The organism is Nocardia vinacea NBRC 16497 (assembly GCF_000308835.1).
Classification (GTDB): domain Bacteria; phylum Actinomycetota; class Actinomycetes; order Mycobacteriales; family Mycobacteriaceae; genus Nocardia; species Nocardia vinacea.
The window spans coordinates 116148-141053 of sequence record NZ_BAGN01000429.1 but is presented as its reverse complement, the minus strand read 5'-3'; the positions used below and the strand labels follow the sequence as shown (position 1 = coordinate 141053).

Genomic DNA, 24906 nt, shown 5'->3' with positions numbered 1-24906 from the left:
AGCTCGGTTGCAAGGTGCAGGACACGGTGGAGTTGGCATTCGACAATGTGCGCGTCCCGGTGGCGAACCGGCTCGGCGCGGAGGGGCAGGCCTTCGCCTATCTCGGCCACAACCTCGCCCAGGAACGGATAACGGTTGCCGTCGGATCGGTGGCGCAGGCCAGGTCCGCGATCACCGCCACGATCGAATATGTGCAGCAGCGCAAGGTCTTCGGCCAGCCGGTGGCGGCCTACCAGAACACGAAATTCGAGCTGGCCGCGCTGTCGACGGAGGTGGAGGCGGCACAGACCATGGTCGATCGCGCGGTGCTGGAATTGGTCGAGGGGCAGCTCTCGGGTGCCGATGCCGCGCGGGTCAAGCTTTTCTGCACCGAGGTGCAGGCGCGGGTGGTCGATCGCTGCCTACAACTGTTCGGCGGCTACGGCTACATGACGGAATATCCGATCGCCCGGCTCTACGCCGATGCGCGGGTCGCCCGCATCTATGCCGGTACCAGTGAGGTGATGAAAATGATCATAGCCAAATCTCTCGGCCTGTGATCCAGCCCAAAATTTGGACTATCTGAGATCCTTGTCACAGTCTCGAAACCAACCTACTGTGTCTTAAGTAGGTTGATCGAACGAAGGAGTTCGGTGTCCGATCCCGAAGCCGGTACCCCGCGGCCATATGAGACGTTGCTGGCCAAAGGCGAGTATCGCAAGCTGCAGATTCTCGCCGTCGCACAGCGACTGCTCACGCGCAACGGTTGGCGTAATACGACGCTGGCGCAGATCGCGCGGGAGGCCGGAGTCAGTACGGCCGGGGTGCTGCATCACTTCGAGTCCAAGGAACAGCTGCTGCATGCGGTACTCGAGGCTCGCGACACCGACGACGAACTCCATTCCGACCGCCGAGGCGATCTGATCGAGCAGGTCGAACACGTCGCCGACCGGTTCCGGCGTTCGCCGGATCTGGTCGGCATGTTCACCGTGCTGCTCGTCGAGAATCTCGACCCGGATGCGCCGCTGCACGATCGCCTGCTCGGTCGGTACCGAGCCGCCGTCGCCACCATTGCCGGCGGCATCCGACGCGGTCAGCGCGCCGGCCGATACCGCACCGATCTGGACCCTGCCGTCAAGGCTGTGGAGATAGTCGCATTTCTCAACGGGATGGAAACCTCATGGCTGCTCGACCCCTCGATACCACTGAACCGGGTATTCACGGAGTACGTCCGCTCGCTCGAGCGCGAGCTCATGCCCGCAAGCACCCTCTGAGATATCGGCTGGCGGTCATCGCCCCCGATATCACCGATGTGGTGCGGTACTCGGGAGGTTGGCTATTCGACCGCGCGATGGCCGGGTGGGAGGTGACGGTCTGCGTTGGCGACGTTGCCGATATCCGACCGCTGCGGATCCTCGGGGCAACCGTGCTGGATCTGGAGACCTCGATGGCATCGCTATCGGATGCTGGTGTGTGGCCGAACGGAATGGCGATCGCCGCAGAGCTTTTCGAATCCGATCCGCGGGTCCGCCAAGGGGTGCTGAAGAATATCGAGGATCGGTCATTCGAGGTGACGGTGTGGGGCGCTGCCTGTCCGAGTGAACTCGATTGCCGGACCGAGGGAGTGCAGCACCGGCTGAGCGTGGCCGCGCGAGCGTTCAAGGCACGGGCGCTGGCGGCGTTGGGACAACCGGTCGACCTGCTCGAGGATGTGGAGATGTTCCGCTGCAGTGAAACCCAGGATCACCTGGCGGCTGATCTGCTTCCGGTGGGGTGAGCTGAAAACGGAAAGCCCGGTGCTCTCGCACCGGGCTCTCGGCTTGTTCGGACGGATTACGCCGAAACGTCGAGCAGGATTTTCCCGATTGCCCGGCCGTCGGCGACCAGGCGTAGTGCGGTGGCGGCCTCGGCGAGCGGATACACCGCGCTGATATGCGGAAGTACCCGGCCGGTGGTGAGCAACTCCCGCAATTCGTCCTCATTGCGGCGGAATTCGCCGGGATCCAGATCCTGGAATTGGAAGCCGAGTACCTGTATTCCCTTGACCAGCACCAGATTCAGCGGAATCCGCGGAATCTCGCCGGAGGCGAAGCCGACGGTGACGAACCGCCCGCCGCGGCGCAGTGACCGCAGCGCGGGCTCGGATAGTCGCCCGCCGACCGGGTCGACGACGGCGTGGGCGCCGTCGGGCAGTGCTTGCTTCAGCGCCGCGCGCAGGTCACCGCCGGTGTGGTCGATCAGCCCGCTGGCACCGTGAACGGCTGCGGCGCTGAGCTTTTCGGCGGAGGACGCGACGGCGGTGACCTCGGCTCCCAAGTGCACCCCGAGTTGCACCGCCGCAAGCCCGACTCCGCCACCGGCCCCGAGTACGAGCAGCCGGTCCCCGGGTTGCACCCGGGCCACCGAACGCAGTGTGTGATACGCCGTCCGGTAGGCGACACCGAACGCGGCCGCGCGATGGTCGTCGACTTCGTCGGGGATGCGGCCGAGTCCCGCGGCGGGCACGGTGACCTCTTCCGCGAACGCTCCGACGATCCCGGTGCCGGTGACCCGGTCGCCGATGGCGAATTCGGTGACGTCGTCGGCGGTTTCGGTGACCGCACCGGCGAATTCGCTGCCGGGCACGAACGGTGTCGGCACCTTGATCTGATATTCGCCCGCGATCACCAGAACATCCGGGAAATTGACCGCGGCCGCGCCGACCCGCACCCGAACCTGTCCCGATTCGAGTGCGGGCGCCACACGGTCTTCGATGCGCACGACCTCCGGCGGCCCGTAGGCCGGGCAGATCACCGCGCGCATCTACCGGCCTCGCCAGTTCGGCGTGCGCTTCTCGGCGAAGGCGCGGGCGCCCTCCCTGGCGTCTTCGCTGCCGAATACCAATGCCTGCCACTTGCCGAGTCGATCCGTGGCCGCGGCCGCATCCGAAACCGCCAGGCGGGCAAGCTCCTTCGAAGCGGCCAGCCCGAGTGGCGCGTTGGCGGCGATCCGCTCGGCCATGGCCAGTGCGGTCGAGAACACGGCATCCGGTTCGGCCACCGCGTTCACCAGACCGATCCGCTCGGCGCGCTCGGCGTCGACGAGATCACCGGTCAGCAGCAGTTCGAGTGCGATGCCGAGCGGGATCCGGGTGCCGATGAAGGTACCGCCGCCACCGGCGAAGAGTCCGCGCTTGACCTCGGGGAAGCCGAATCTCGCCGCCGTGGACGCCACGATCAGATCGCAGCCCAGCAGTAGTTCCAGTCCGCCGCCGACGGCGCTGCCATTGGCCGCGCCGATCACCGGCACGCTCACCTGTCCCTTGGCCAGTCGGCCGTAGGCCTCGGCTTCCGCGCCGCTGCCGAAGTCCTCGCCACTGGCGAAGGCGCGCAGATCCATTCCGGAGCAGAAGGCGCGATCGCCGGTGCCGGTGAGCACCACGGCCCGTACCAGCGGATCGGCCTCGGCCGCGATGATCGCCGCGCCGATTCCGCGCATCATGGTGCCGGTCAACGCATTTCGCGCATCCGGACGGTTGAGCCGGACGACCATGACCGGGCCGTGCCGGTCGAGTACGAACTCCGCGTCGCTCATCATTTGTACTCCGTACTCTCGGCCAATTCGGCGGCGGCGCGCATGGTGTCGACCACGATCGGTCCGAAAGCCGCCAGCTTGACGTCACCCTTGGCGCGTTGGAAACCGCGCTCGAGCACGATGGCCAGCTTCCACTTGGCCAGGATCAGGTAGTAGTCGATATCGTCGACCTGGCGGCCGGATACCTGCGCGTAGTGCGCGAGCATCTGGTCACGCGAGGGCATGTACTGCATATTGGCGTAGCCCTTGGTGGCCACGGCCGGGTCGCTGGTGTCCTCCGGCCACCCCTGCAGCATCCAGCCCAGATCGAGCTTCGGATCGCCGACCGTCCCCATCTCCCAGTCCACGAGCGCTGCCAGCCGCGCCGGGCCGCCGTGCCGGAACATCACATTGGCGAACTGGTAGTCGCCGTGCATCAGACCGGGGATGTAGTCCAGTGGGCGGTGGGTGCGCAGCCATTCGGTGGCCACGTCCATGCCGTCGAGCGTGCGGGCGCCGTCGATCTTGTCGTAGAAACTCAGCCACCGCGATACTTGTCGCTCGTGGTAGCCGTCCGGACGGCCCAGATCCTGCAGGCCCTTCGCTTGCCAATCCACCTTGGACAGCAATGCGATTCCCTCGGCCAGCTGGTAGCCGAGTCCGGCCCGCGCTTGCAGATCGGAGTCGAACGGCTCGGGCCAGACGCCGCGATGGTCCATCGGCGACCAGCCGTCGACGAAGCCCATCAGGTAGAAGGTGCGGCCGAGCACCGAGGAGTCGGTGCAGACTCCGACGGCTGCGGTATGCGGGACGTCGGTGCCGTCGAGGGCCTCGATGATCCGCCACTCGCGCAGAATGCCCGCATCCCGTTCGGCGGGCGCCTCGGCAGGTGGGATGCGCAGAACGCTGACGTGTTCGCCGCGCCGGATCTGATAGATCTCGTTCTGGGTACCGCCGGACAGGAAGCGGGTTTCGAGGGGTTCGCCCTTACCGGGCAGGCCCTGGCCGTCCATCCAATCGGCGAGCCGGGTGGTATCGATGCTCACTGGTTCCCTACTTCGTGCTCGAGATATTCGGCGAACTTCGCCCGGGCGGCTTCCTGCTTTCCGGGAATCCATTCGGTGGGCCACATGCCGTCGGTGGGCTGGTAGTCGCGCAGCACCTGCTTGGCCACGGTGGTCTTGTGCACCTCGGTCGGCCCGTCGGCCAGCCCCATGACACCGGCGCCGTGGATCATCCGGAAGAACGGCATCTCGTTGGTGGTGCCCAGGGCTCCGTGCACTTGCATTGCGCGCCAGGCGATATCGTGCAGCACCGTCGGCATGACGATCTTGGCCGTGGCAATGTCCTTGCGGACCTTCTTGTAGTCGTTGTACTTATCGATCTTCCAGGCGGTGTGCAGTACGAACAGCCGGAACTGGGCCAGCTGGGCGTAGGAATCGGCGATGTAGCCCTGTACGAACTGCTTATCGGCCAACCTGCTGCCCGCGGTGGTACGCGACAGCGCCCGCTCGCACATCATGTCGATGGCCTTCTGCGCGAGGCCGATGGTGCGCATCGCATGGTGGATGCGGCCGCCGCCGAGGCGGGTCTGCGCGATGACGAAGGCCTGGCCCTCGCCGCCGAGCAGGGATTCGGCGGGCACGCGCACGTTCTCGTAATGGATGAGTGCGTGGCTGCCGTCGTTCATCGGCTCGCCGTAGAGGCCGACGTTGCGGACGATATTGATGCCCGGGGTGTCGGCAGGCACGAGGAACATCGACATGCCCTGGTAGGGGCTGACGTCCGTATTGGTCACGGCCATCACGATCAGGAATGCGGCGGTTCTGGCGTTGGAGGAGAAGTACTTCCAGCCGTTGATGATCCAATCGTCGCCGTCGCGCACCGCCCGGGTCTCGAATCGGGTCGGATCGGCGCCGGCCTGCGGTTCGGTCATCGAATAGCTGGAGAACAGCTCACCGTCCAGCAGTGGCTGCAGGTAGCGCTGCTTCTGGTCGGCCGTCCCGTAGTGGGCGATGATCTCCGCGTTGCCGGTATCGGGCGCCTGACAGCCGAAGACGATCGGCGCCCAGGACGAGCGGCCCAGAATCTCGTTCAGCAGGGCCAGTTTCAGCTGTCCATAGCCCTGGCCGCCGAGGTCCGGGCCCAGATGCGTGGCCCACAGACCCTGACGCCGCACCTCCTCCTTCAGGGGCTGGATCGCCTTGCGCCGTGTCCCGTCGAGGGGCACGAACTGCTCGTGCTCCCAGACCAGATCGAGTGGTTCGACTTCCGCGCGCACGAACTCGTCGGCCCAGTCCAGCTTTTTCTGATACTCCGGGTCAGTCTCGAAATCCCATGCCATTGCATCTCCTCTCGCATGATGAGAATATGCTTCTCGTGATACGGAATGCAATTCTTCTAGGAATTTCGAGCCGAATGGAGGTCGTGTCGTGAGGGCCGAGGACCAGTTCCATATCGGGATCGTCGCGGCGGACTTCGAGGCCACCGTGGCGACGCTTTCGGCCGTACTCGGATACGAGTGGGGGCCGGAGGTCGGCGGGCCGGTCTCGGTGGACCTGCCCGACACCCGGACGGCTGTCCTGGAGTTGAAATGCCGATACTCCACGACCGTGCCGCGCCTCGAGATCGTGCGCAGCGTCGCGGGCACACTGTGGGAACCTGCGGGGGCAGCCGGGCTCCACCACGTCGGGTACTGGTCCGACGACGTGGCCGCCGATGCCGCCGACCTGGTGCGGCACGGCTACGTCACCGAGGCCACCCGGCCCGGCGTCGACGGGCGGCTGTTCTTCGCATTCCTGCGCGGCGCGGACGGCTTTCGGGTGGAACTGGTCGACCGGGCCGCGGAATCGGGCCTGGCGCAGTGCTGGGCCGCACCCACGACCGCGAGGAGCGACACATGACAACAGTGGGTATAGCGACCGGCGCGGGTCGCGGTATGGGCTACGCCTGCGCACAACGACTGGCCGAGATGGTCGACGTACTGCTGCTGGTGGATCGGGACGCGGCCGCCGCCGCTGCCGCACGGGAACTGTTGGCCGAAAACGGCGGTGCCGCAGTCGAAGCGGTGGAGCTCGACGTCACCGACGCCGAAGGGCTGGCGCGGCTCGCCGAGCGGGTGGATGGGCACGGCACACTGCGAGCTGTCGCGCATGCCGCTGGTATCTCTCCGACGATGGGTGACTGGCGCCGGATCTTCACCGTCGATCTGATCGGGACGGCGCTGCTCGCGCAGGCGCTGCGCCCGTTGGCCGTAACCGGCACGGCCATGGTGTGTTTCGCTTCGATGGCGCCGCTGCTCGATCCTGTCGCGCCGGACCCGGCCGGCCTCGCGGCTGTGGACGATCCCCTCGATGAGAAGTTTCTCGAGCGCATCCACGATGCGCTCGGCCCTGCCGTCGAGGATCCCGGTCTCGCCTACAGCTGGGCGAAACGGGGCGTGCACCGCTTCGTGGCACATGAGGCGGTGCGCCTCGGCCCGGTCGGCGCGCGCATCTGCTCGGTCTCACCCGGCATCATCGACACTCCGCAGGGCCGTCAGGAAGCCGACAATCATCCGAGCATGGCGGCGCTGGTGCAGCGAACACCGTTGCGGCGCAGGGGTTCCGCGGACGAAGTCGCCGCCGCGGTCGCGTTCGCGCTGTCGGACCAGGCGAGCTTTCTCAACGGTATCGACCTGCTCGTGGACGGCGGCGCTATGGCGGCGGTGCGGACAGCCGGTTAGTCTCCGTTGCCCGCGCCGCAAACAGCAACGCGGGCAACGGGATTGCTACACCTTCAGCAGCCGGGCGAGGTTGCCGCCCATGATCTTCGCCTGGTCGTCCAGTGGGAGATCCTTGATCTCGTTGACGTAGCGGGCGGGTTCGGCCAGCCCCTCGGGATGCGGATAATCCGATCCGAACAGCACGTGGTCGGCGCCGATGAGATCCGACAGCGCGACCAGATCCTCCTCCCAGAACGGGCTGACGTGGATCTTCTTGACCGCCTCGACCGGATCGCCCGGGAAGCCCTGCGGGGCCTTCTTGTAGACCTTGGCGAGGGTCTCCAGCAGTCCGGGCAGCCATTCGGCCCCGTTCTCGATGACCGCGATCTTCAGCTCCGGGAACCGGAACAGCGCGCCGTGGCAGACCCAGGACGCCATCGCGTCGCGGATCGGCTGCCACTCGTTGATCATCTTGAAGGTGTTGGTCACGAACGGCAGCATCTCCTGCTGGCGGCCGTCCCATTCGGAGGCGAAACGGGAATATCCGCTGTCGGAGGAGTGCATCGTCACCAGCACGTCCAGTTCGACCACGCGCTTCCAGAACGGATCGAATTCCGGCAGTGCGAACGAGCGCGGTCCGCGCAGGCCGGGCACCGGTGCAGGCCGGACCAGGATCGCCCGGGCGCCGCGCTCGACGACCCACTCCAGTTCCTCGATCGCCTTCTCCACGATGGGCAGGCTGATCACCGGCACGGTGAAGATGCGGTCGGAGTAGTTGAACGACCAGGTCTCGTGCAGCCACTGGTTGAGCGAATGCACGACCGCGTGGATCAGCTCCGGGTCGTCCTTCATGCGCTCCTCGACCAGACTGGCCAAGGTCGGGAACATCAGTGCGCGGTCGATCTGGAGCTCGTTCATCAGCTCCAGGCGGGGCGCCGGTTCGCGGAAGGCGGGCGTCGAGCGGATCGGCTTGCCGAAGATCTCGCGCATGCTCTTGCCCTCGGGATTGCCGTTCTTGAAGTACTCCTCCATCGCCCCGGGAGGCGCGACCACATCGAAGGTCGGGTTGGGGATGTATTCGCTGATCTGGCCGCGGATCGCGATTTTGGTGCGACCGTCGACCTCGACGTACTTGACCGCGTCGCGGTAGTGCTTGGGAAGGTAGGTGGTCAGCGCCTCCTTCGTCTCGTAGAGGTGGTTGTCGGCGTCGAACAGCGGGTAGGGCAGATCCCATTTGGGCATGAAACTCTCCTTCGCATTATGGGAGAATTTTATTCTCACGACTGTGGGGCGTTCAACAGTTGAGGCGAAGTGATCGGCCTTCGCTGGCGATCCGCGCCGCCTACGGCTGTCGGGCGGTGGTCGTCGGCTATCTCATCGGCGAGGGCCACGTTTCCCGCAGTGGGGTGGAGTCGAAGATGCACACCTGCGCGTAGCCCTGCCAATTCTGTCAGGTCGGCGAAATTCGGAACCGGCGACAGGCTGCAGGGCAGTTTGATATCAGCTGCTTGTTGAGGGGTGAAAAACGTTCGAAGGATTTTGTCGAAAAGGCCGGAGAATGAATTCATGAAAGCAGGATTCGACGCTCTCGGGTGAATTCGACAGCTGCCCACTCGGGCGGTGTAGAAAGCGGGCGATCGGAGAAATGATCCGCTACTTCTGATATAAAATTTCGGCATCACAACCAGCGGTCGCCGGTATCTGAACTGATGAGAATTCAAATATCCTTGAAGGAGAACGTTACTCTCGGCGGGCCAACTTCGGCAAGGCCTGGATCAGGCCCGGTACGGATTCCATTGATCCGGTGCCAGGAACCGGGCCGACCATGTGCCCGACCTGGTCAGGCGCGCGGCTTCCTCGCGGAGCACATCGCCGATCTTGAATGCGAACTCGCGGGGGAGGTCCATGCGCGCCGAGGCGGCCACGACAAGGTGCTGGGTCAGCGTCGGCTCGACCAGTGGCGCGTAGCGGAGCCGTTCGGTGGCGATCTCCCGGCCGCAGGCGGATATCGGCAGCACGGCGTAGGCGTCTCCGCGTTCGACGAGACCCATCATGACCTGCAGCGAGTCGGTGGCGATCCGGGAGTGGATACGACGTTTGAGCCGCAGCGCCGTGTTCTGGACGGCGACGGCGATTCCGATGGGCGATGCGGGAAGTACCAGCGGCAGGTCGAGCAGCTGGGCGAAGGTGACCGGCCGGTCGGACCGCAGGTCCGATTGCGGCCCACCGACCACGATCAGATCTTCGACCAGCAGGTCGCGCACGAAGAGGCGTTCGTCGGAGACCTGGTTGATCACGGCCGTGTCGATCGTGCCGCGCAGCATGGCCTCGATGAGCGCATCGGTGCCGGCGACCGTGACGTCGAAGCTCACCTTCGGGAAGGCGGCGCCGAGGCTGGTCAGCAGTGGTGCGGCGAGGACGGCGGCGACCGTCGGGGGCATGCCGAGGTGCAGTCCCCGCTCGATGCGCGCCAGGGGGGAGCCGGCGTACTGGACGGCCAGCTCGAGCTGGCGCAGCGGCGCGGCGGTGGAGGCGCGCAAACGTTCGCCGTCCTCGGTGAGCTGTACACCGCGCCTGGTCCGGTGGAACAGCGAAATGCCGAGGTCCTCCTCGAGTAAGCGGATCTGGCGGCTCAGCGCGGGCTGTGCGACGCCGAGCACGGCCGCCGCCCGGGTCATCGAGCCCTCTTCGGCGATCCGCAGGAAGTACTTGAGCCGGTGCGTGTCCATCGTCGCATCAGAATACGTGGCATAACCAAGTTGTATGACTGAATGACGAAATCAGTATTGGTCTGCGAAAAGTCCGGAGTCCTAGTCTTCTCATGCATGGGCGAATCCGCAAATGCGGTGAGCCGATCTGGATGCGCTCCGATGGTGGAGCGGAGAGGAGGTCCCGGATGGACACACAGGACCAGGACTGGGCTCGAGTATTGGGTTTCGACCGGCTGCCATATCACACCGTCGACAAACGCGTGACCGATCTGTTGGATTTAAGCGGGAAGAAAGCGATTGTCACCGGTGCCGGTGGTGACGGGCTCGGGCAGGCGATCGCGAATCGGCTCGGTGGCTGCGGCGCCGATATCGCGCTCGTCGGCCGGACATTCGAGAAGGTGCAGCGGCGGGCCGCGGAGGTCGAACAGCGCTGGGGCGTGCGGGCGGTTCCGATCAAGGCCGATATGTCGGACTGGGATCAGGTGCATCGCGCGGTCGCGGAGAGCCGGGAAGCGTTGGGCGGCTTGGACATCATGGTCAACAACCCGGTCATGGTCTCGGCCGGGGCGTTCGAACGGCACACCAAGCAGGAGATCGACCTGACGGTGCTCGGCAGCCTGACCATGATGATGTACGGCGCGCACGCCGCGCTGGAATTCCTGCTCGAGCAGGGCTCGGGCAAGATCATCAACATCGGGGCCGTGGCGGGCCGGGTGCAGCAGAACGGCCTGACCGTCTATGCGGCATGCAAGGCGGGCGTCATCGGGTTCACCCGTAACCTCGCCTACGAGTTCGCCGCGCGCGGCGTGAACGTGCTGGCGGTGGCTCCCGGCATCATGATCAAAGACGATATGAAGCGGTACCTGATCGCGCCGCGTAACGATGCGGAGCGTGCGGGGCGCGATTCCGTCGCCGAATCGATCACGCAGCGGGTGCAACTCGGTCGCGCCGCGCTGCCCGAGGAAGTAGCCAACGTGGTGGCCTTCCTGGCCTCCCCGGCCGCGGACTATATGTGCGGGCAGACCATCGACGTCGCCGGCGGACAGTGGATGGGCTGAGCCGATGCCGACCATCGATGACATGCTGAAAGCCGCTGTCGCACAGACCGATCTGGACGATTTCGGGGAAGATTCATTCCGCGAGGGTCTCGGCGTCCTGCTGGATTCGCTCGAGCGCGAGGCTCGGTTGAACTCCGCCGGGGAGGCGTTCTTCTACGACCGCATCGTCAAGTACCTGAGCCAGCGTCTGCAGGTAGAGGACTGGTATCGGCGTCATCCGGAGATCGACGAGGTGCCGATCGTCGCGCCGTTGATCGGATTGGGATTGCCGCGCACCGGATCCACGGCGCTGTCGCTGCTGTTGGCGCAGGACCCAGGGGTGCGATACCTGCGACGCTGGGAGTCGTCGCAACCGTGCCCGCCGCCTTCGACGGTGGTCGGCGTCGATCCGCGGATCCCCTCGGACAAGGGCGAGATGGTCGGCACCCGCCATCATGTGCCCGTCGACAAGCACGGGCCGATGGAATGCCACGAGCTGATGGCGCTGGACTTCAAATCGCACATCTTCCATTCGTTCGCGCAGATCCCGGCCTATTCGACCTGGCTGGTCACCGACGCCGATCTCACCTCGACATTCGCGTATCAGCGGCGGGTGATGAAGTTGCTCCAGTGGGGTGAGCCGACCCGGCCGTGGCGGCTCAAATGTCCTTCGCACGTCCTGTTTCTCGAGCATCTGGACCGGGTGTTTCCCGATGCGCGGTTCGTGATGACCCATCGCGATCCGACCGACGTGATTCTGTCGGTGGCCGAACTGTACGCCGATATCACCGGCCGGTTCACCGACCATATCGACCGCCCCTATATCGGCAGGCTCAATGTCGAGCATTGGACGTTGGGAATGGACCGCGCGGTGCAGTTCCGTGCGGCCGGTGCCGAGGACCGGTTCTACGACATCGATTTCCGTGCCATGCAAGCGGATCCGATCGGTGAGGTGCGGGATCTGTACGCGTGGCTGGCAGAACCGGTGACCGGCGAGTTCGAACAGCGGATGCACAGCTGGTGGACCGCGGCCGCGGCCGAACGCGAGCCCAGCCACAAGGCCGATCCCGTCGAGTTCGGAATCGACCTGGATCGGGTGCGCCCGGCGTTCGCATGTTACGTCGAATGCGCCGAGCGCTGGACCGCGCACTGAAATACGTTGCTATGAAAGGAATTTCCATGCCTGTGGATCTGACGGGTGGCATCGGTTCCGCACGCGAGCATGTGTTCGCGCAGCGTCCGGAGAATCCGGAGATGCGGGACTCGGTGAGTTTCTGGGTGTCCGACGACCGCGGCGAACTCGGCTTGCCGCGCATCGGGATCGAGGCGGTGAGCGCCAACTGGGAGGCCCACGATATCCAGGTCAACGTCGCGTTCCCGGACGGGCGCGCATACCGGTTGCGCGAAACAGCAGCGGCCTTGCCCGCGGCGGGACCGGACGGGAAGCCCACGGTGCTCGGTGCGGGCGGGCTGAGGTTCGAATGCGTCGAACCGTTCCGCACCTGGGTCATGACCTACGCCGGAAAGGCCGTGCAGACTTCGTCTTTCGACTTGGCCGCCGGGAAAACGGACGGCCCGCTGGTCGATATCGAGTTCCGGGTGGAGGCAACCATGGCGGTGCCGCCATGGGTGCAGGGCGCCCTGCGCAACGACGCCGGTGACCGGCTGAAGAATTCGGTCGAGGGCGATCTCATGGGCGGACCCCGCTACGAGCAGTTGTTCCGCGCGATCGGCTCGGTGACCGTCGACGGTGGTGAGCAGCGGTTCAACGGCAGTGGGCTGCGGATCCGCCGTCAGGGCGTGCGACGGTTGGCCGAGTTCTGGGGGCACTGCTGGCAGTCGGCGGTATTTCCCAGCGGAAAGGCCTTCGGCTATATGGCCTATCCGCCGAGGGCCGATGGAAAGCCCACGTTCAATGAGGGTTTCGTCTTTCTGGGCGAGGGAGATCTCATCCCGGCGCGGGTGGTGCGGGCGCCATGGCTGACCCGATTGCAGGCGCTCGGCGAGGATGTGTCACTCGTACTGGAAACCGCCGAGGGCACAGTGTCCATCGAGGGCGAGACGGTGGTCTCCACCCACGACGTGCACCACAACGACAAGACGTACTCGGTCGACTCGCTCAAACAGGAACAGTCCGACTTCCCGGCCGTTCAGCAGGCCGGCGTGCGCTACCGCTGGGACGGCGAGGAGACCTTCGGCATGCTCGAGCGGTCGAATCCGCTCGACAAGATCGCGCGGGAATAGCCCGGATGCTTTCGCGGCGACCGCTGTATGCAGCCCGGCGACCGCGAATCTTGGTATCCGGTCGGAGAATTCGTGGAGAAACACAATGCGTGGATTGCGTGAAAAGACTTTTATCGTCGCCGGTGGCGCGACCGGGATCGGCGCGGCGACGGCCGAGCGGCTGGCCGAGGAGGGGGCGTTCGTCACCGTCGGTGACATCAATATCGCCGGGGCGGAGGCGACAGCCGAGCGGGTAGCACGGGCGGGCGGCCGGGCTATCGCCGTCGAATTCGATCTGTCCGACGACAAATCGGTACAGGAGCTGGTGAATCGGACGATTGCCGAATTCGGTGCCGTGCACGGTCTGCACAACGTGGGTGCGGATCTGTCGCCCGGCAATCTGGGGCGCGACAAGACCCTGCTGGAGACCGAGCTGGACGTCTGGCAGCGCACCCTGGACGTCAACCTGCTCGGCTATGTCCGCACCAGCCGTGCGGTGCTGCCGCATCTGCTGGAACAGGGTGGCGGCAGCATCGTCAACACCTCGTCGGGGACCTCGGTGGGCGGCGATCCCTCCCGGGTCGCCTATGGCGTGTCGAAGGCCGCGGTCAATCAGCTCACTCGGCACATCGCCATCAACTGGGGCAAGCAGGGCATCCGGGCCAACGGCGTCATGCCGGGGCTGGTGATGGGGGAGACCGTGCGGAACCAGAACGATCTGGCACTGCAGGAGTCGTTCCTCGCCGTCGCCCGCACCACGCGCCTGGGCGAGCCGGGGGATCTGGCGGCCGTTGTGGCGTTCCTGCTGTCGGACGACGCCGAGTGGATCAACGGCCAGGTGTGGTTCATCGGCGGCGGCGCGCAATTGCGCAACTGAGCCGGCCATGCGGTCACAGGGAGTAGAGAGATGACCATTGCGGCACAACACGATTCCGATCACGCCGTGGGTTTGACCCATCTGCAGCGGTTGGAAGCGGAAAGCATACAAATCATGCGGGAGGCCGTCGCCGAGAGCGAACGCCCGGTGATGCTGTACTCGGTGGGCAAAGACAGCTCGGTGCTACTGCATTTGGCGCGCAAAGCCTTCTACCCGTCGCGGCTGCCGTTTCCGTTGCTGCACGTGGATACGACCTGGAAATTCCGGGCCATGTACGCGTTCCGGGACGAGGTCGCGGCAGCGGACGACTTTGGACCTGATCGTGTACCGGAACCCGGAATGCCTCGAGCGCAGCATCAATCCGTTCGATCACGGTTCCGCGCTGCATACCGAGATGTGGAAGACCGAGGGGCTGAAACAGGCTCTGGACAGCCATGAATTCGATCTGGCATTCGGTGGCGCGCGCCGCGACGAGGAGAAGTCGCGGGCGAAGGAACGGGTGTTCTCCCTGCGTTCCGCGCAGCATCGGTGGGATCCGAAGCGGCAGCGCCCGGAGTTGTGGCGGCTGTACAACACTCGCAAGCAGCCGGGGGAGAGCATGCGGGTTTTCCCGCTGTCGAATTGGACCGAGCTGGACGTGTGGCAGTACATCCTGCTCGAGCAGATCCCCATCGTGGATCTGTATTTCGCCGCATCCCGCCCGATCGTCGAGCGCGACGGCGCGCTGATCATGGTCGACGACGAGCGAATGCGGTTGCAGCCCGGTGAGATTCCCGAGCAGCGGATGGTGCGGTTCCGCACGCTGGGCTGCTACCCGCTGTCCGGTGCGGTGGCGAGCACGGCGACCACGTTGCCGGCCATCGTGCAGGAGATGCTGCTGACCACCAGTTCCGAGCGGCAGGGCCGGGTCATCGATCGTGATTCGACCGGTTCGATGGAGAAGAAGAAGCAGGAAGGGTACTTCTGATGGCGCACACCATGAATGATCTCGTCGCCACCGATATCGAGGAGTATCTGCGCAGGCACGAACGTAAGTCGATGCTGCGGTTCATTACCTGCGGCAGTGTCGACGACGGTAAGTCCACGCTGATCGGGCGACTGCTCTACGACTCGAAACTGGTGTTCTCCGACCAACTGGCCGAATTGGAGCGCGACTCGAAATCCTTTGGCACCCAAGGCGGTGAGCTGGACTTCGCGCTGCTGGTCGACGGTCTGGCCGCCGAGCGTGAACAGGGCATCACCATCGATGTCGCCTACCGGTTCTTCGCCACCGAAAAACGCAAATTCATCGTCGCCGACACCCCGGGCCACGAGCAGTACACCCGCAATATGGTCACCGGGGCGTCGACCGCCGATCTGGCCGTGATCCTCATCGACGCCCGCAAGGGTATGCTGACCCAGACCCGCCGCCACAGCTATCTGGTGTCACTGCTCGGTATTCGCCATATCGTGCTGGCGGTGAACAAGCTCGACCTGGTCGAGTATTCGCAGCAGCGGTTCGGTGAGATCGAAGCCGAGTATCGTGCATTCGCCGGGAGTATCGGCCTCGGCGATATCGTCTGCATCCCGATGTCGGCGCTGCGCGGTGACAACATTCTGCAGCCCAGCCCGAACACCCCCTGGTACACCGGCCCGAGCCTGCTCCCTCACTTGGAGACTGTGCAGGTGACCGACGAGCGCGACAACGGCCCGTTCCGGATGCCGGTGCAGTGGGTCAATCGGCCGGACCTCGATTTCCGGGGGTTCTCCGGCCAGATCGCCGGTGGCACAGTGCGTCCCGGCGACAAGGTGCGGGTGCTGCCGTCCGGTCGTGAGAGCACCGTGGCGCGGATCGTGACCGCCGACGGCGATCTCGCGACGGCGGTCGCCGATCAATCCATCACCGTGGTGCTCGCCGACGAAATCGACGTCAGCCGAGGCGATGTCCTCGCCGCCGCCGAGAATGCGCCCGGCCTGGCCGACCAGTTCGAATGTCAGCTGGTCTGGATGAGCGAGGAGCGGATGCTGCCGGGGCGCACCTATCTGCTCGAGCTGGCCACCACCACCGCCGTGGCCCAGGTGGCGCAACCGAAATACGCCGTCAATGTCGATACGCTCGAACATGTCGCCGCTCGCACACTCGGATTGAACGAGATCGGTATCGCCAATCTGCGTCTGGATCGGCAGATCCCGTTCGATCCGTATTCCGACAACCGGGATATGGGCGCGTTCATCCTCATCGACCGCTTCACCCAGGACACCGTCGCCGCCGGCATGCTGCGCTTCGCGCTGCGCCGCGCGAACAATATCCACTGGCAGTCCGTGGAGGTCGACCGGCAGGCGCGATCCCGTAGCAAGGGACAGCTGCCCGCGGTGGTGTGGTTCACCGGTCTGTCCGGCGCGGGCAAGTCCACCATCGCCAACCTGGTCGAAAAACGCCTGCACGAGCAGGGATTCCACACCTACCTGCTCGATGGTGACAACATCCGGCACGGATTGAACGCCGATCTCGGTTTCACCGACGCCGACCGGGTCGAGAACATCCGCCGGGTGGTGGAGGTCGCACGGCTGCTCGCCGATGCCGGGTTGATCGTGCTGGCCTCGTTCATCGCCCCGTTCCAGGCCGAACGCACCCGGGCCCGCGAACGCATCGGCGCCGAGGTATTCTTCGAGGTCCATGTCGACGCACCGCTCGACCTGGTCGAGGCCCGGGATCGAAAAGGCTTGTACGCCAAGGCGCGCCGCGGCGAACTCGTCAACTTCACCGGCATCGACTCACCCTACGAGCCGCCGGAATCACCGGAACTGCACCTGGATTCCAGCGGCACGCAGACCCCGGACGAACTGGCCGACCAGGTGATCGAACACCTGCGCCGGGCGGGCATACTCGCCACTGCGGCCGAAGGATAGCTATGGACGACCACGATCTCGCCGCCACCCTCGCCGAGGCTGCCGGGAAACTTCTGCTCGCCATCCGATCGCAAGGCGGCGCGGCCGGTGACCGGCAGGCCAATACGCTACTGCTGGACCGGCTGCGGCAGGCCAGGCCCGGCGACGCCGTACTGTCCGAGGAAAGCCCGGACGACGCTGCCCGCGTCGAACATTCGCGGGTGTGGATTGTCGACCCGCTCGACGGTACCCGCGAATACGGTGAGCCGCTCCGGCAGGACTGGGCGGTGCATGTCGCCCTCGCGGTGGACGGCCGCCCGGTCGCCGGGGCGGTGGCGCTACCGGCCGCGGGATTGGTTTTGCATACGGGGCAACCACCCGAGCTCGCGCCCGCCGTGCCCGGACCCATTCGGGTGGCCGTATCCCGCAGCAGGCCTTCCGAACAGGTGAAACAGCTGATGGAAGCGCTGGCGGCGACGCCGGTCCCGATGGGGTCGGCCGGTGCGAAGGCGATGGCCGTCGTCCGTGGCGCCGCCGACGTCTACGCCCACTCCGGCGGTCAATACGAGTGGGATTCGTGCGCCCCGGTCGCCGTCGCCGCGGCCGCCGGGCTGCACGTATCCCGCCTCGACGGGACACCGTTGCGTTACAACCGCCCCGATCCCTACCTGCCCGACCTGCTGATCTGCCGACCCGAATTGGCCGACACGGTGCTGCAGACACTGACCGGCGACTGATCCGCCGCATCTGGGGCCGACCTGATGGTGGTCATCGTGGCCGCAACCGCGATCGTGGCGCTGGTGATCGGGGTCCCGGTAGTAATCGCCGAAAAAACAACGGATATGGCGTAGCCGCTGGTGAGAGCGCTAACGCTACGGCGCTGGACGATTGAGGTGGCGATAGATAGTCGGGCGGGTGACGCCGAATTCAGCCGCGATCCGGCCGACGGTGTAGCGGCGTTTGCCCTGTTCATCGAGTTCGTCGTACATCTGCCGCGCCAGGGCCACCTGCCGGGGACCGAGTTTGGGTTTCTGCCCGCCGGTATGTCCGCGTGCGCGGGCGGCGGCCAGCCCGTCACGAGTGCGTTCAGACATCAGGGCGTGCTCGAATTCGGCTATCGCGCCGAGGATTTGGAAGAACATGCGGCCGACGGCAGTGGAGGTGTCGATGCCCTGATCCAGCACTACCAGGTCCACGCGCCGATCCTGGAGGGTCTTGGACAGTTCGATCAGGTGCTCGAGGGAGCGGCCGAGCCGGTCGAGCTTGGTGACCACGAGTTGGTCTTTGGGTCGGTTGGCGACCAGCAGCGCCTTGCTCAGTTCGGGTCGGGAGGCGAGCTTGCCGGAGGCCTTGTCGAGGAATATCTGTTCACATCCGGCCGCGGTGAGTGCGTCGTGTTGGGCTTCGGGATGTTGGTCGCGGGTGGAGACCCGCCCGTAGCCGATTCGCATGGCGCGGAGTGTATTGCGAACCTCCGACAGGTTGACGTTGGCGCGTACACGGCAAGCTTGACAGATCTGGCCTGCGGAAACCTGCTGCGGCCGAGTGTGTCTCGTGAACGATCGTTTTCGAAACGTGCGATTGCACAAAGCGGAGGGAACGCTTCATCGGGCCGCTGTCACGGCGTGTGAGGCGTCCAGTGCCTCACACGCCGACCGCGCTATCGAGCGTCGTTTTGCGCGGACTGGATCGTGGCTGTCAGTGAAGCTCAGGGAGCCGTGGACTCACCTGGGATCGTGAGGAGGACGCGGCCGCGGCCGCCCGCATCCACCCGGTCGTGAGCTTTGGCGATGTCGGTGAGCGGGTAGCGGTCGCCGACATCGACGGTGAGGGCGCCGACGGCGGCTGCGGAGGTCAGGTCGAGGGCGGCCTGTCGCTTGGCGGCGGTGGGGAAGTCGTCGCTGCCCATCAGGCGCAGGGTGACGTTGTTGAAAAGCAGGGTCCAGAAGGGGATTTCGGTGCGGTCGGCGCGAGTTGCGTACGCGGCAATGGTTGCGCCGTTCGCCGCCACGGCGTTGTCCAGGTCGGCGTTGTCGGAAAGAGATACCTCGATGATCCGGTCCACTCCCTCTGGGGCATGGGCGTGGATCTCGGCGGCGGGATCGTCGCCGTCGAGGGCGACGGCGTGGGAGACGACCGCCAGATCGACTCGGTCCAATTCGGCGGCGCGGCGGACGGTGCCGATGACGGTGGCCCCAGCCCAGGCGGCGAGTTGGGCGGCCAGCGACCCGACCCCGCCGAGGACACCGTTGACCAGGATCACCTTCCCGGCGACCGGGCCGTCGGCGAACACGGTGCGGTGCGCGGTGATGCCGGGGATGCCCAGGCTCGCGCCCAGATCGTCGCTGAGGTGGTCGGGCAGCGGGACGGCCAGGTGCGCGGGCACGACAGTGTACTGGGCGGCTGTGCCGAAGGGCCGGTAGGACTGGGCGCCGTAGATCCACACACGCTGCCCGGTACGGCGCGCCTCGACGCCCGCGCCGACCGCGTCGATGACGCCGGCGGCGTCACTGTGCGGGATCACCCGTGGGTAGGGCATACCTGACCCTGTCCAGCCGGCGCGTTTCTTGGTGTCGCCGGGGTTGACACCCGAGACGGCGACGCGGACCCGGACCTCCCCGGGGCCAGGAGCGGGGTCGGGCACCTCGCCGACCTGCAGCACTCGAGCGGCGGGGCCCTGTTCGTCGTACCAGGAAGCAAGCATGGTGGCGCCTTTCGTTGTCTGCAGCTCGCCGATCCGCTCAGCGGCGAGGCGATCGTGTGGGTTGGGCCCTAGGGGTCTGGCTGGGGATTGCCGTCGCCGAGGATCTCGCGGATCCAGATGCGTTCAGCTTGGCTGGTGGCGCGGGCGGTGAGCAGCATGCCGCGCCGGTAAGGGTCACTGACGTCCTCGGCGCGCAGCGGCCTGTCACCGTCGTAGAAGAAGCTCGCCGATTCCTCCAAGAAGGCCAGCCGACGTCGGAGTACCGCGTGCTGGTCGGCGACGTCGGGCAAGAGGGACAGGAACGCCAGGATGGTGAACCAGCGGGAGAAGTCGGTGAGCTCGTGCGTGGCTGGCTCGCGCAGGCGCCGGAGCATGTCCTCGCGGCCCGCCTCGGTCAGATTCAGCACATACCGGCCGGCCCCCGCTTCCGGCGCGGGTCGCCGCTCGATCAGTCCCGCCTTGACCAGGCGGTTGACCGCCGGGTAGAGGGTGCCGTCGCTGACCGGCCGGCTGTATCCGGTGAGCTGCGTAATGCGACGGCGCAGCTCGTGTCCCGCAAGGGGGCCTGCGGCCAGGAATCCGAGGAGAGAGAGTTCCAACACTCCTCCAGTATCGCACATCGATTCGATGTGTACATCGAATCGATGTTATGGTGGCGATGGTCCTGCCGGTTCGCTTCGAACACCACATCGCAGGCGGGGAGAGAGAAGGGCTAAATGTCGTCGAAATCCGTTGAATCAGTGATGCATCGCTTCGTCGAGTTCATCAACACAGCCGATGAGGATCTTGCCCGGGAGGTCATCGCTCCCGACGCGGTGTTCCATGCACCGAGTCACGCCGAACCCTTGCGGGGCCCTGCGGGCTATCTGGAGATCATCGCGATGATGCGTGGCGCGTTTCCTGACGTGCGATGGACGCTGGAGGAGAGCGTCACCGAGGGAAGCACGGTGGCCGCGCGGTTCACCATGCGCGGAACCCATGAAGGCGAGTTCTTCGGGGTCCCTGCCACGGGCAATAAGATCGAGGTCCAGGCCATGAACTTCTATTACCTGGCAGACGGCCGGATCGTCGAAGAGCGTGGCCTGCCCGATCTGCTCGGGGTCATGCAACAGATTGGCGCCCTGTCAGCGCCGTGAGGCAGCTTCTAGAGCGGGGCTTGCCGGGGGTCAGAACAGGGTGTCGCGGACCCGCAACGGTCGGTACCCAGTGGGGCCGAGCTGGGCGAGTTCGGCGTCGATGTCGACCTCGATGGCGCCGAAGAAGTTGATGTTCTCGCTGTGCGCTGGGGAGATGTGCGCCAGCACCTCGTCGTCGATGCGCCGTCCTTCGCGCCGCATCTGTTCCACCGCGAGCCCGTAATACTCAGTCGTTCAGGCGATTACGGCATTCGCGGCCAGAGTCAGGCACCAAGCTTGCTCGGTCTGGGACTCCAGATGCCGCGCCCGGATCATGCCCTCGTGGGCGTACAGCAGGTCGCGGCGTAGTGCATGTAGGGATTCGCCCTTTCAGCCTTGAGCGCCACCGCTTCGGTGGGCACGTCCTCCGCCGTCAATGGCGAGACCACCAGGTCCCCGGCTTCGTCCAACCGGACTGGGCCGTTCCCACCGGCCAAGACCTGTTCCAGTTCACCGACCGCCTGGTGCCATTCGTCGATGACGTCGGCCAACGCGCGGGCCGGATCGGCGGATTTGCCGACCAGACGGCAGAATTCGGCGCGTTGCGGAGCCCATTGCTCGGGAGTGAGTAGGTAGGCGGCAGGGTCGGCGTAGCGCCGTGACCCGGGTACGTAGACGTCGCCGCTGCGCAGCCCGTCCCGCAGCCCGAGCAACACGCACAGCTCCCAGTAGTGGCGATACGCGGTAACGCTGCCGGACTTTCGGGACTCTTCGAGGTATCCGCGCCACTTGGTGCGTACGAAACCGGTCGGCGCATCGTCGAAAACCTTGCGGGCGTTGGTGGCGTTGAGCTCGCGCAGCATGTTCACCGCGATCAGCAGTTCCGTCGCGGCGGTTCCACCGCCGAACCGCACGGTCGCCAGCACTACCGGGGTGAACTGCCGTAGGTAGCTGTACGAGGAATCGAGCGCGGCCAGGTGCCCGTGATCGCGCGGCAACCGGGGCTTGGCCTGCGCGATCGCCGCGCGCAGCCGCTCCCACCCGATCTTCTCGCCGCGGATCAGGCCACCGATCTCCTCGTCTGTGATCTGCGAATCGATGATGATCTCTAGGAGATCATCCAGTAGCGCCTGGCGGTCCTCACCGGACTTGCCGCGGTCGGCCAACTCCTGCTGCATCCGGCGTTCGGCCGTACTGAATTTCGCCGAGCTCAGATACTGCGCGACCAGGCGCAGATGCTCGGTGCGGGTCTGCGCCCGCCGGCCGTACGAACGGATCTGCGTGGCATCGACTTTCAGCTGATCAGCCAACCGAGTTACCACCACCAGCGGCGCGGAGGACACCTTGTCCGGCACGAACCCAAGCCACGGCAACGAGCACAACGCAACCGCCACTCCCAACCGATCCGCAGGACCGCGCCCACGTCCGGGGTCAACGAACGCGAGGTCGGCCGGGGTGAGCGTGAAATACCGGAACAGCTCCTCACGACTGATCTCCGGGAACTCCCGCAGCCGCACCAATTCCTCGTCTGCGAACACCCGCGTCGCCACGAACTCAGACCTCCGCCATGCCGATCAACCCATCGGCCGCAACCCAACCACCAACAACCCCGCCCCGCAGCTGAACCCACGAATCCATCACCTCAACAAGGCATTACGGCATATCCGTTGTTTTTTCGGCGATTACTACCGGGACCCCTGATCGCGGTGCTGATGCGTCACGGCCGCATACCCGCCACCGGAGGCGGGTAGTCGATCGGCGCGGTCAGCCGCTGATTCGTGCTCCCGAGTCGAAGCCCCACAGTGCCAGCGTCATCAGCAGGTTGACGCAGATCATCACGGTGATGCTGGCGCGCATCGCGCGACCGGCGGCAATGCCGACGCCCACCGGACCGCCCGCGGAGTAGTAGCCGAAGTAGCACTGGATGGTCGTGGTGATCACGACGAAGACGACCGCCTTGGCCAGCGAATACCCGATGTCGGTCGCACTGAGCACCATGCGGAAGTAGTGGTCGTAGGTGCCGGGCGATTGGCTGCCCGCGATGCCGATGGCCACCTCGACCGCGACGAAATTCATTGCCAGACAGACAAGATAGAGCGGAACGATGGCGGCCACCGAGGCCATGAGCCGCGTTGTCACCAGGTAGGGGATGGACCGGATGGCGAGTGTTTCCATCGCGTCGATCTCCTCGGCGATGCGCATGGCGCCGAGTTGCGCGGTGAATCTGCAGCCCGCCTGGGATGCGAAGGCGATGGAAGCCATGATCGGGGCCAGTTCGCGAGTCGACGCGGTCGCGGACACCAGACCTGTCGCCGGGCCGATGCCGAGCAATTTCAGTGCGCTGTAGCCCTCGATCCCCACCAGCGCACCGCCGCTCGCGCCGAGCACGACAATGATGCCGGCCGTACCGCCGCCGACGATGAGAGACCCATTGCCCCAGGTGATGTCGGAGATCAGGCGCAGTAGTTCCCTGCGGTAGTGGCGCAGGACAATAGGAATGGAGGCGAGCGCGCGAAGGAAGAATATGGCCATGTGCCCGAGGCGCATGGCCCCGTGCAGCGGCGCGTCGGCAACGCGCAGCACCTGCCTGATGTGCAGCGGATAGTACGGCGCCGCCATCTCAGAGCGCCTGCCGCGGGAAGAGCATCGTGTACATCTGGGTGAAGCCCACGTTCACCACCATGAGCAGCACGATCGAGGCCACCACCGTGGCATTGACCGAATTCGCGACACCGCCGGGACCGCCCTTGGTGCTCAATCCCTTCTGACATGCGACGACGGTCACGATGAGTCCGAACACCACGGCCTTGACCACCGCCAGATACATATCGCCGATGCGCGCGAACGAGGAGAAGGTGGCGATGAAGCTGCCGGGTGTACCGCCCTGGACATAGACATTGAACATATATCCGGCGAGGAATCCGACGAAGGCGCTCAGCCCGGTCAGCCCGACCGCGACCAGCACTCCGGCGGCCACCCGCGGCACCACCAGCTTGCGCAGCACCGAGACACCCATCACCTCGAGTGCGTCGATCTCTTCTCGGATGGTGCGCGAGCCCAGGTCGGCGCAGATCGCCGAACCGACCGCCGCCGCAAGCAGCATCGCCGTGACCACCGGCGCCGCCTGGCGGATGACCGCGAGACCGCTGGCCGCGCCGGCCAGCGAGGTCGCGCCGACCTGACCGGCGATCAGTCCGAATTGGATCGAGAGGGTCGCGCTGATGGGCAATGCGACCGCGACGGTCGGCAGGTAGGAGGTTTTGATCATGAAAGCGGCCTGCCGCACGAACTCCTTGAATGCGAAACGGCCTGTCGCGATGTCGATTACGAGATACTGCACGGCACGCACACCCAGAATGAACTGGGCGCCTACGGTATCGAGCGATGCGACGGGATGACGGTGCAGATAACCGCGTCCCCAGTTCCTTATCCGGGTGACCGATGGTGCGGACGATTGATCGATCACATCACACCAACTCCACTTTGCCGGCCAGCCAGCTGTCGCCGACCCGTTCCATGGTCATGACCATGCGGCTGCGATCGATCCGCGGATCGGGGCTCACCGAGTTGGTGACCTCCTGATCGACGAACAGCATCACCTCGACGCGGTCCTTCGTCGCCGACTTGATACTGGAGCCCACCACCTTCCCCTTGCTCACCGCGTTGTTCTGGACCAGCAGCGTCTTCAGTTGGTTACTGGACTGGGTGTAGGTGTCCTTGAATTCACCGGTCGCACCGCTGAGGACGGCGGCGAAATTCTGATCGATGTGCTGGGAATCGATGCTGGTCAGCGTGATCGCGTAGTTCTGCGCGGTGGTCGCGGCCTGCCGGGCCGCGGCATCGACCTCGTCGCGGTCGTGCAGTTTCCAGCCGAGCACGCAGGCCAGCACCGAGGCCGACACCGCGACCAGGGCGATCGCGCCGACCGCGGCGCGCGGCACCCAACGACGCCGCCAGAAGGGTGGTGCGGCGTCCGCGCCCACCGACGATACCTCGGCCACCTCGTCCGAATCGGTTGTCTCGGTAGCCGTTTCCTTCTCGTGCGCGGCCGATTCATCGGTGACCGAGTCCGATTCGGTTGTCTCGGTAGCGGTTTCCGTCTCCAGCACTGGTTGCTTCATCGAAACTCCTGGCCTT

Annotated in this window: 24 protein-coding genes and 2 pseudogenes; 13 read left to right on the top strand and 13 right to left on the bottom strand. The window is 65.6% G+C overall.

From position 1 onward, the window contains the following. The 3 genes from ON44_RS46370 to ON44_RS46360 all read left to right on the top strand — a co-directional run. The coding region (locus ON44_RS46370) for an acyl-CoA dehydrogenase family protein (protein WP_040701942.1) at positions 1-539 on the top strand (539 nt) is incomplete at its 5' end. Positions 540-632: 93 nt separating this feature from the next. Further along, complete coding sequence (locus ON44_RS46365) at positions 633-1253, top strand: TetR/AcrR family transcriptional regulator (protein ID WP_040701885.1); 621 nt, start codon at positions 633-635, stop codon at positions 1251-1253. Continuing rightward, a complete protein-coding gene (locus tag ON44_RS46360; protein WP_040701941.1) occupies positions 1250-1756 on the top strand; it encodes a hypothetical protein in 507 nt (168 codons plus the stop codon). The genes ON44_RS46365 and ON44_RS46360 overlap by 4 nt, the downstream gene beginning before the upstream one ends. Before the next feature lie 56 nt (positions 1757-1812). On the opposite strand, the gene ON44_RS46355 is transcribed toward ON44_RS46360, so the two are convergent. Genes ON44_RS46355 through ON44_RS46340 form a run of 4 tightly spaced genes read right to left on the bottom strand, consistent with a single transcriptional unit; the run spans position 1813 to position 5875 of the window. Further along, complete coding sequence (locus ON44_RS46355; protein ID WP_040701883.1) at positions 1813-2781, bottom strand: NADPH:quinone oxidoreductase family protein; 969 nt, start codon at positions 2779-2781, stop codon at positions 1813-1815. Beyond that, positions 2782-3555 (bottom strand): enoyl-CoA hydratase-related protein, encoded by a 774-nt coding sequence (locus tag ON44_RS46350; RefSeq protein ID WP_306306550.1) that lies wholly within the window; start codon positions 3553-3555, stop codon positions 2782-2784. Further along, a complete protein-coding gene (locus tag ON44_RS46345; RefSeq protein WP_245567591.1) occupies positions 3552-4544 on the bottom strand; it encodes a phosphotransferase family protein in 993 nt (330 codons plus the stop codon). Before ON44_RS46345 ends, ON44_RS46350 begins: the two co-directional genes overlap by 4 nt. A 29-nt stretch (positions 4545-4573) precedes the next feature. After that, positions 4574-5875: an acyl-CoA dehydrogenase family protein gene (locus ON44_RS46340; RefSeq protein ID WP_040701882.1), complete on the bottom strand. Its 1302-nt coding sequence runs from the start codon at positions 5873-5875 to the stop codon at positions 4574-4576. An 88-nt stretch (positions 5876-5963) separates the two neighbouring features. Here ON44_RS46340 and ON44_RS46335 point away from each other — a divergent pair, with 88 nt between their 5' ends. Together ON44_RS46335 and ON44_RS46330 are read left to right on the top strand one after the other, a co-directional pair. Beyond that, the gene (locus ON44_RS46335) at positions 5964-6434 is read left to right on the top strand and encodes a VOC family protein (RefSeq protein WP_040701881.1); all 471 of its coding nucleotides are present in this window, start codon (positions 5964-5966) and stop codon (positions 6432-6434) included. Further along, the gene (locus ON44_RS46330; protein WP_040701935.1) at positions 6431-7255 is read left to right on the top strand and encodes an SDR family oxidoreductase; all 825 of its coding nucleotides are present in this window, start codon (positions 6431-6433) and stop codon (positions 7253-7255) included. Before ON44_RS46335 ends, ON44_RS46330 begins: the two co-directional genes overlap by 4 nt. Before the next feature lie 45 nt (positions 7256-7300). Here ON44_RS46330 and ON44_RS46325 read toward each other — a convergent pair whose 3' ends face one another. Both ON44_RS46325 and ON44_RS46320 read right to left on the bottom strand, forming a co-directional pair. Next, positions 7301-8476, bottom strand: coding sequence for an amidohydrolase family protein (locus tag ON44_RS46325; protein ID WP_040701880.1), 1176 nt, complete (start codon positions 8474-8476; stop codon positions 7301-7303). A 533-nt stretch (positions 8477-9009) separates the two neighbouring features. Next, complete coding sequence (locus ON44_RS46320; RefSeq protein ID WP_040701879.1) at positions 9010-9963, bottom strand: LysR family transcriptional regulator; 954 nt, start codon at positions 9961-9963, stop codon at positions 9010-9012. A 167-nt stretch (positions 9964-10130) separates the two neighbouring features. Here ON44_RS46320 and ON44_RS46315 point away from each other — a divergent pair, with 167 nt between their 5' ends. From ON44_RS46315 to ON44_RS46285, 7 genes and pseudogenes are all read left to right on the top strand, one after another. Next, the gene (locus ON44_RS46315) at positions 10131-11003 is read left to right on the top strand and encodes an SDR family NAD(P)-dependent oxidoreductase (protein ID WP_040701878.1); all 873 of its coding nucleotides are present in this window, start codon (positions 10131-10133) and stop codon (positions 11001-11003) included. Between the two features lie 4 nt (positions 11004-11007). Further along, the gene (locus ON44_RS46310; protein ID WP_040701875.1) at positions 11008-12135 is read left to right on the top strand and encodes a sulfotransferase family protein; all 1128 of its coding nucleotides are present in this window, start codon (positions 11008-11010) and stop codon (positions 12133-12135) included. Positions 12136-12161: 26 nt separating this feature from the next. Continuing rightward, the gene (locus tag ON44_RS46305) at positions 12162-13226 is read left to right on the top strand and encodes a DUF7064 domain-containing protein (protein ID WP_040701934.1); all 1065 of its coding nucleotides are present in this window, start codon (positions 12162-12164) and stop codon (positions 13224-13226) included. Between the two features lie 85 nt (positions 13227-13311). Beyond that, entirely contained in the window at positions 13312-14082 is a 771-nt protein-coding gene (locus ON44_RS46300) for an SDR family NAD(P)-dependent oxidoreductase (protein ID WP_040701873.1), read from the top strand. 30 nt (positions 14083-14112) lie between these two features. After that, positions 14113-15049 (top strand): annotated as a pseudogene (cysD, locus tag ON44_RS46295) (sulfate adenylyltransferase subunit CysD). Further along, positions 15049-16971: a sulfate adenylyltransferase subunit CysN gene (cysN, locus tag ON44_RS46290; RefSeq protein ID WP_040701871.1), complete on the top strand. Its 1923-nt coding sequence runs from the start codon at positions 15049-15051 to the stop codon at positions 16969-16971. Before cysD ends, cysN begins: the two are co-directional and overlap by 1 nt. A gap of 2 nt (positions 16972-16973) precedes the next feature. Next, on the top strand, positions 16974-17687 hold the full coding sequence (locus ON44_RS46285; RefSeq protein ID WP_040701870.1) for a 3'(2'),5'-bisphosphate nucleotidase CysQ: 714 nt from the start codon (positions 16974-16976) through the stop codon (positions 17685-17687). Between the two features lie 135 nt (positions 17688-17822). On the opposite strand, the gene ON44_RS46280 is transcribed toward ON44_RS46285, so the two are convergent. The 3 genes from ON44_RS46280 to ON44_RS46270 all read right to left on the bottom strand — a co-directional run bounded on the left by ON44_RS46280 (position 17823) and on the right by ON44_RS46270 (position 20256). Next, on the bottom strand, positions 17823-18401 hold the full coding sequence (locus ON44_RS46280; protein ID WP_040701868.1) for a recombinase family protein: 579 nt from the start codon (positions 18399-18401) through the stop codon (positions 17823-17825). A 257-nt stretch (positions 18402-18658) separates the two neighbouring features. Then, entirely contained in the window at positions 18659-19654 is a 996-nt protein-coding gene (locus ON44_RS46275) for an NADPH:quinone reductase (RefSeq protein WP_040701866.1), read from the bottom strand. Positions 19655-19722: 68 nt separating this feature from the next. Next, positions 19723-20256 carry a PadR family transcriptional regulator gene (locus tag ON44_RS46270; RefSeq protein ID WP_040701864.1) on the bottom strand — a complete coding sequence of 178 codons (534 nt, stop codon included), beginning with the start codon at positions 20254-20256 and terminating at the stop codon, positions 19723-19725. Between the two features lie 114 nt (positions 20257-20370). On the opposite strand from ON44_RS46270, the gene ON44_RS46265 reads away from it, so the two are divergent. After that, complete coding sequence (locus tag ON44_RS46265) at positions 20371-20790, top strand: ester cyclase (protein WP_040701862.1); 420 nt, start codon at positions 20371-20373, stop codon at positions 20788-20790. Between the two features lie 30 nt (positions 20791-20820). On the opposite strand, the pseudogene ON44_RS46260 reads toward ON44_RS46265, so the two are convergent. From ON44_RS46260 to ON44_RS46245, 4 genes and pseudogenes are all read right to left on the bottom strand, one after another. Next, a pseudogene (locus tag ON44_RS46260) lies at positions 20821-22319 on the bottom strand (DUF4158 domain-containing protein). Positions 22320-22533: 214 nt separating this feature from the next. Next, the gene (locus tag ON44_RS46255) at positions 22534-23388 is read right to left on the bottom strand and encodes an MlaE family ABC transporter permease (RefSeq protein WP_040701861.1); all 855 of its coding nucleotides are present in this window, start codon (positions 23386-23388) and stop codon (positions 22534-22536) included. Between the two features lies 1 nt (position 23389). Next, positions 23390-24232, bottom strand: coding sequence for an MlaE family ABC transporter permease (locus ON44_RS46250; RefSeq protein WP_040701933.1), 843 nt, complete (start codon positions 24230-24232; stop codon positions 23390-23392). Positions 24233-24236: 4 nt separating this feature from the next. Next, positions 24237-24890, bottom strand: a complete 654-nt coding sequence (locus tag ON44_RS46245) for an Rv1363c family protein (protein WP_245567588.1) — start codon at positions 24888-24890, stop codon at positions 24237-24239. Between the last annotated feature and the right edge of the window lie 16 nt (positions 24891-24906).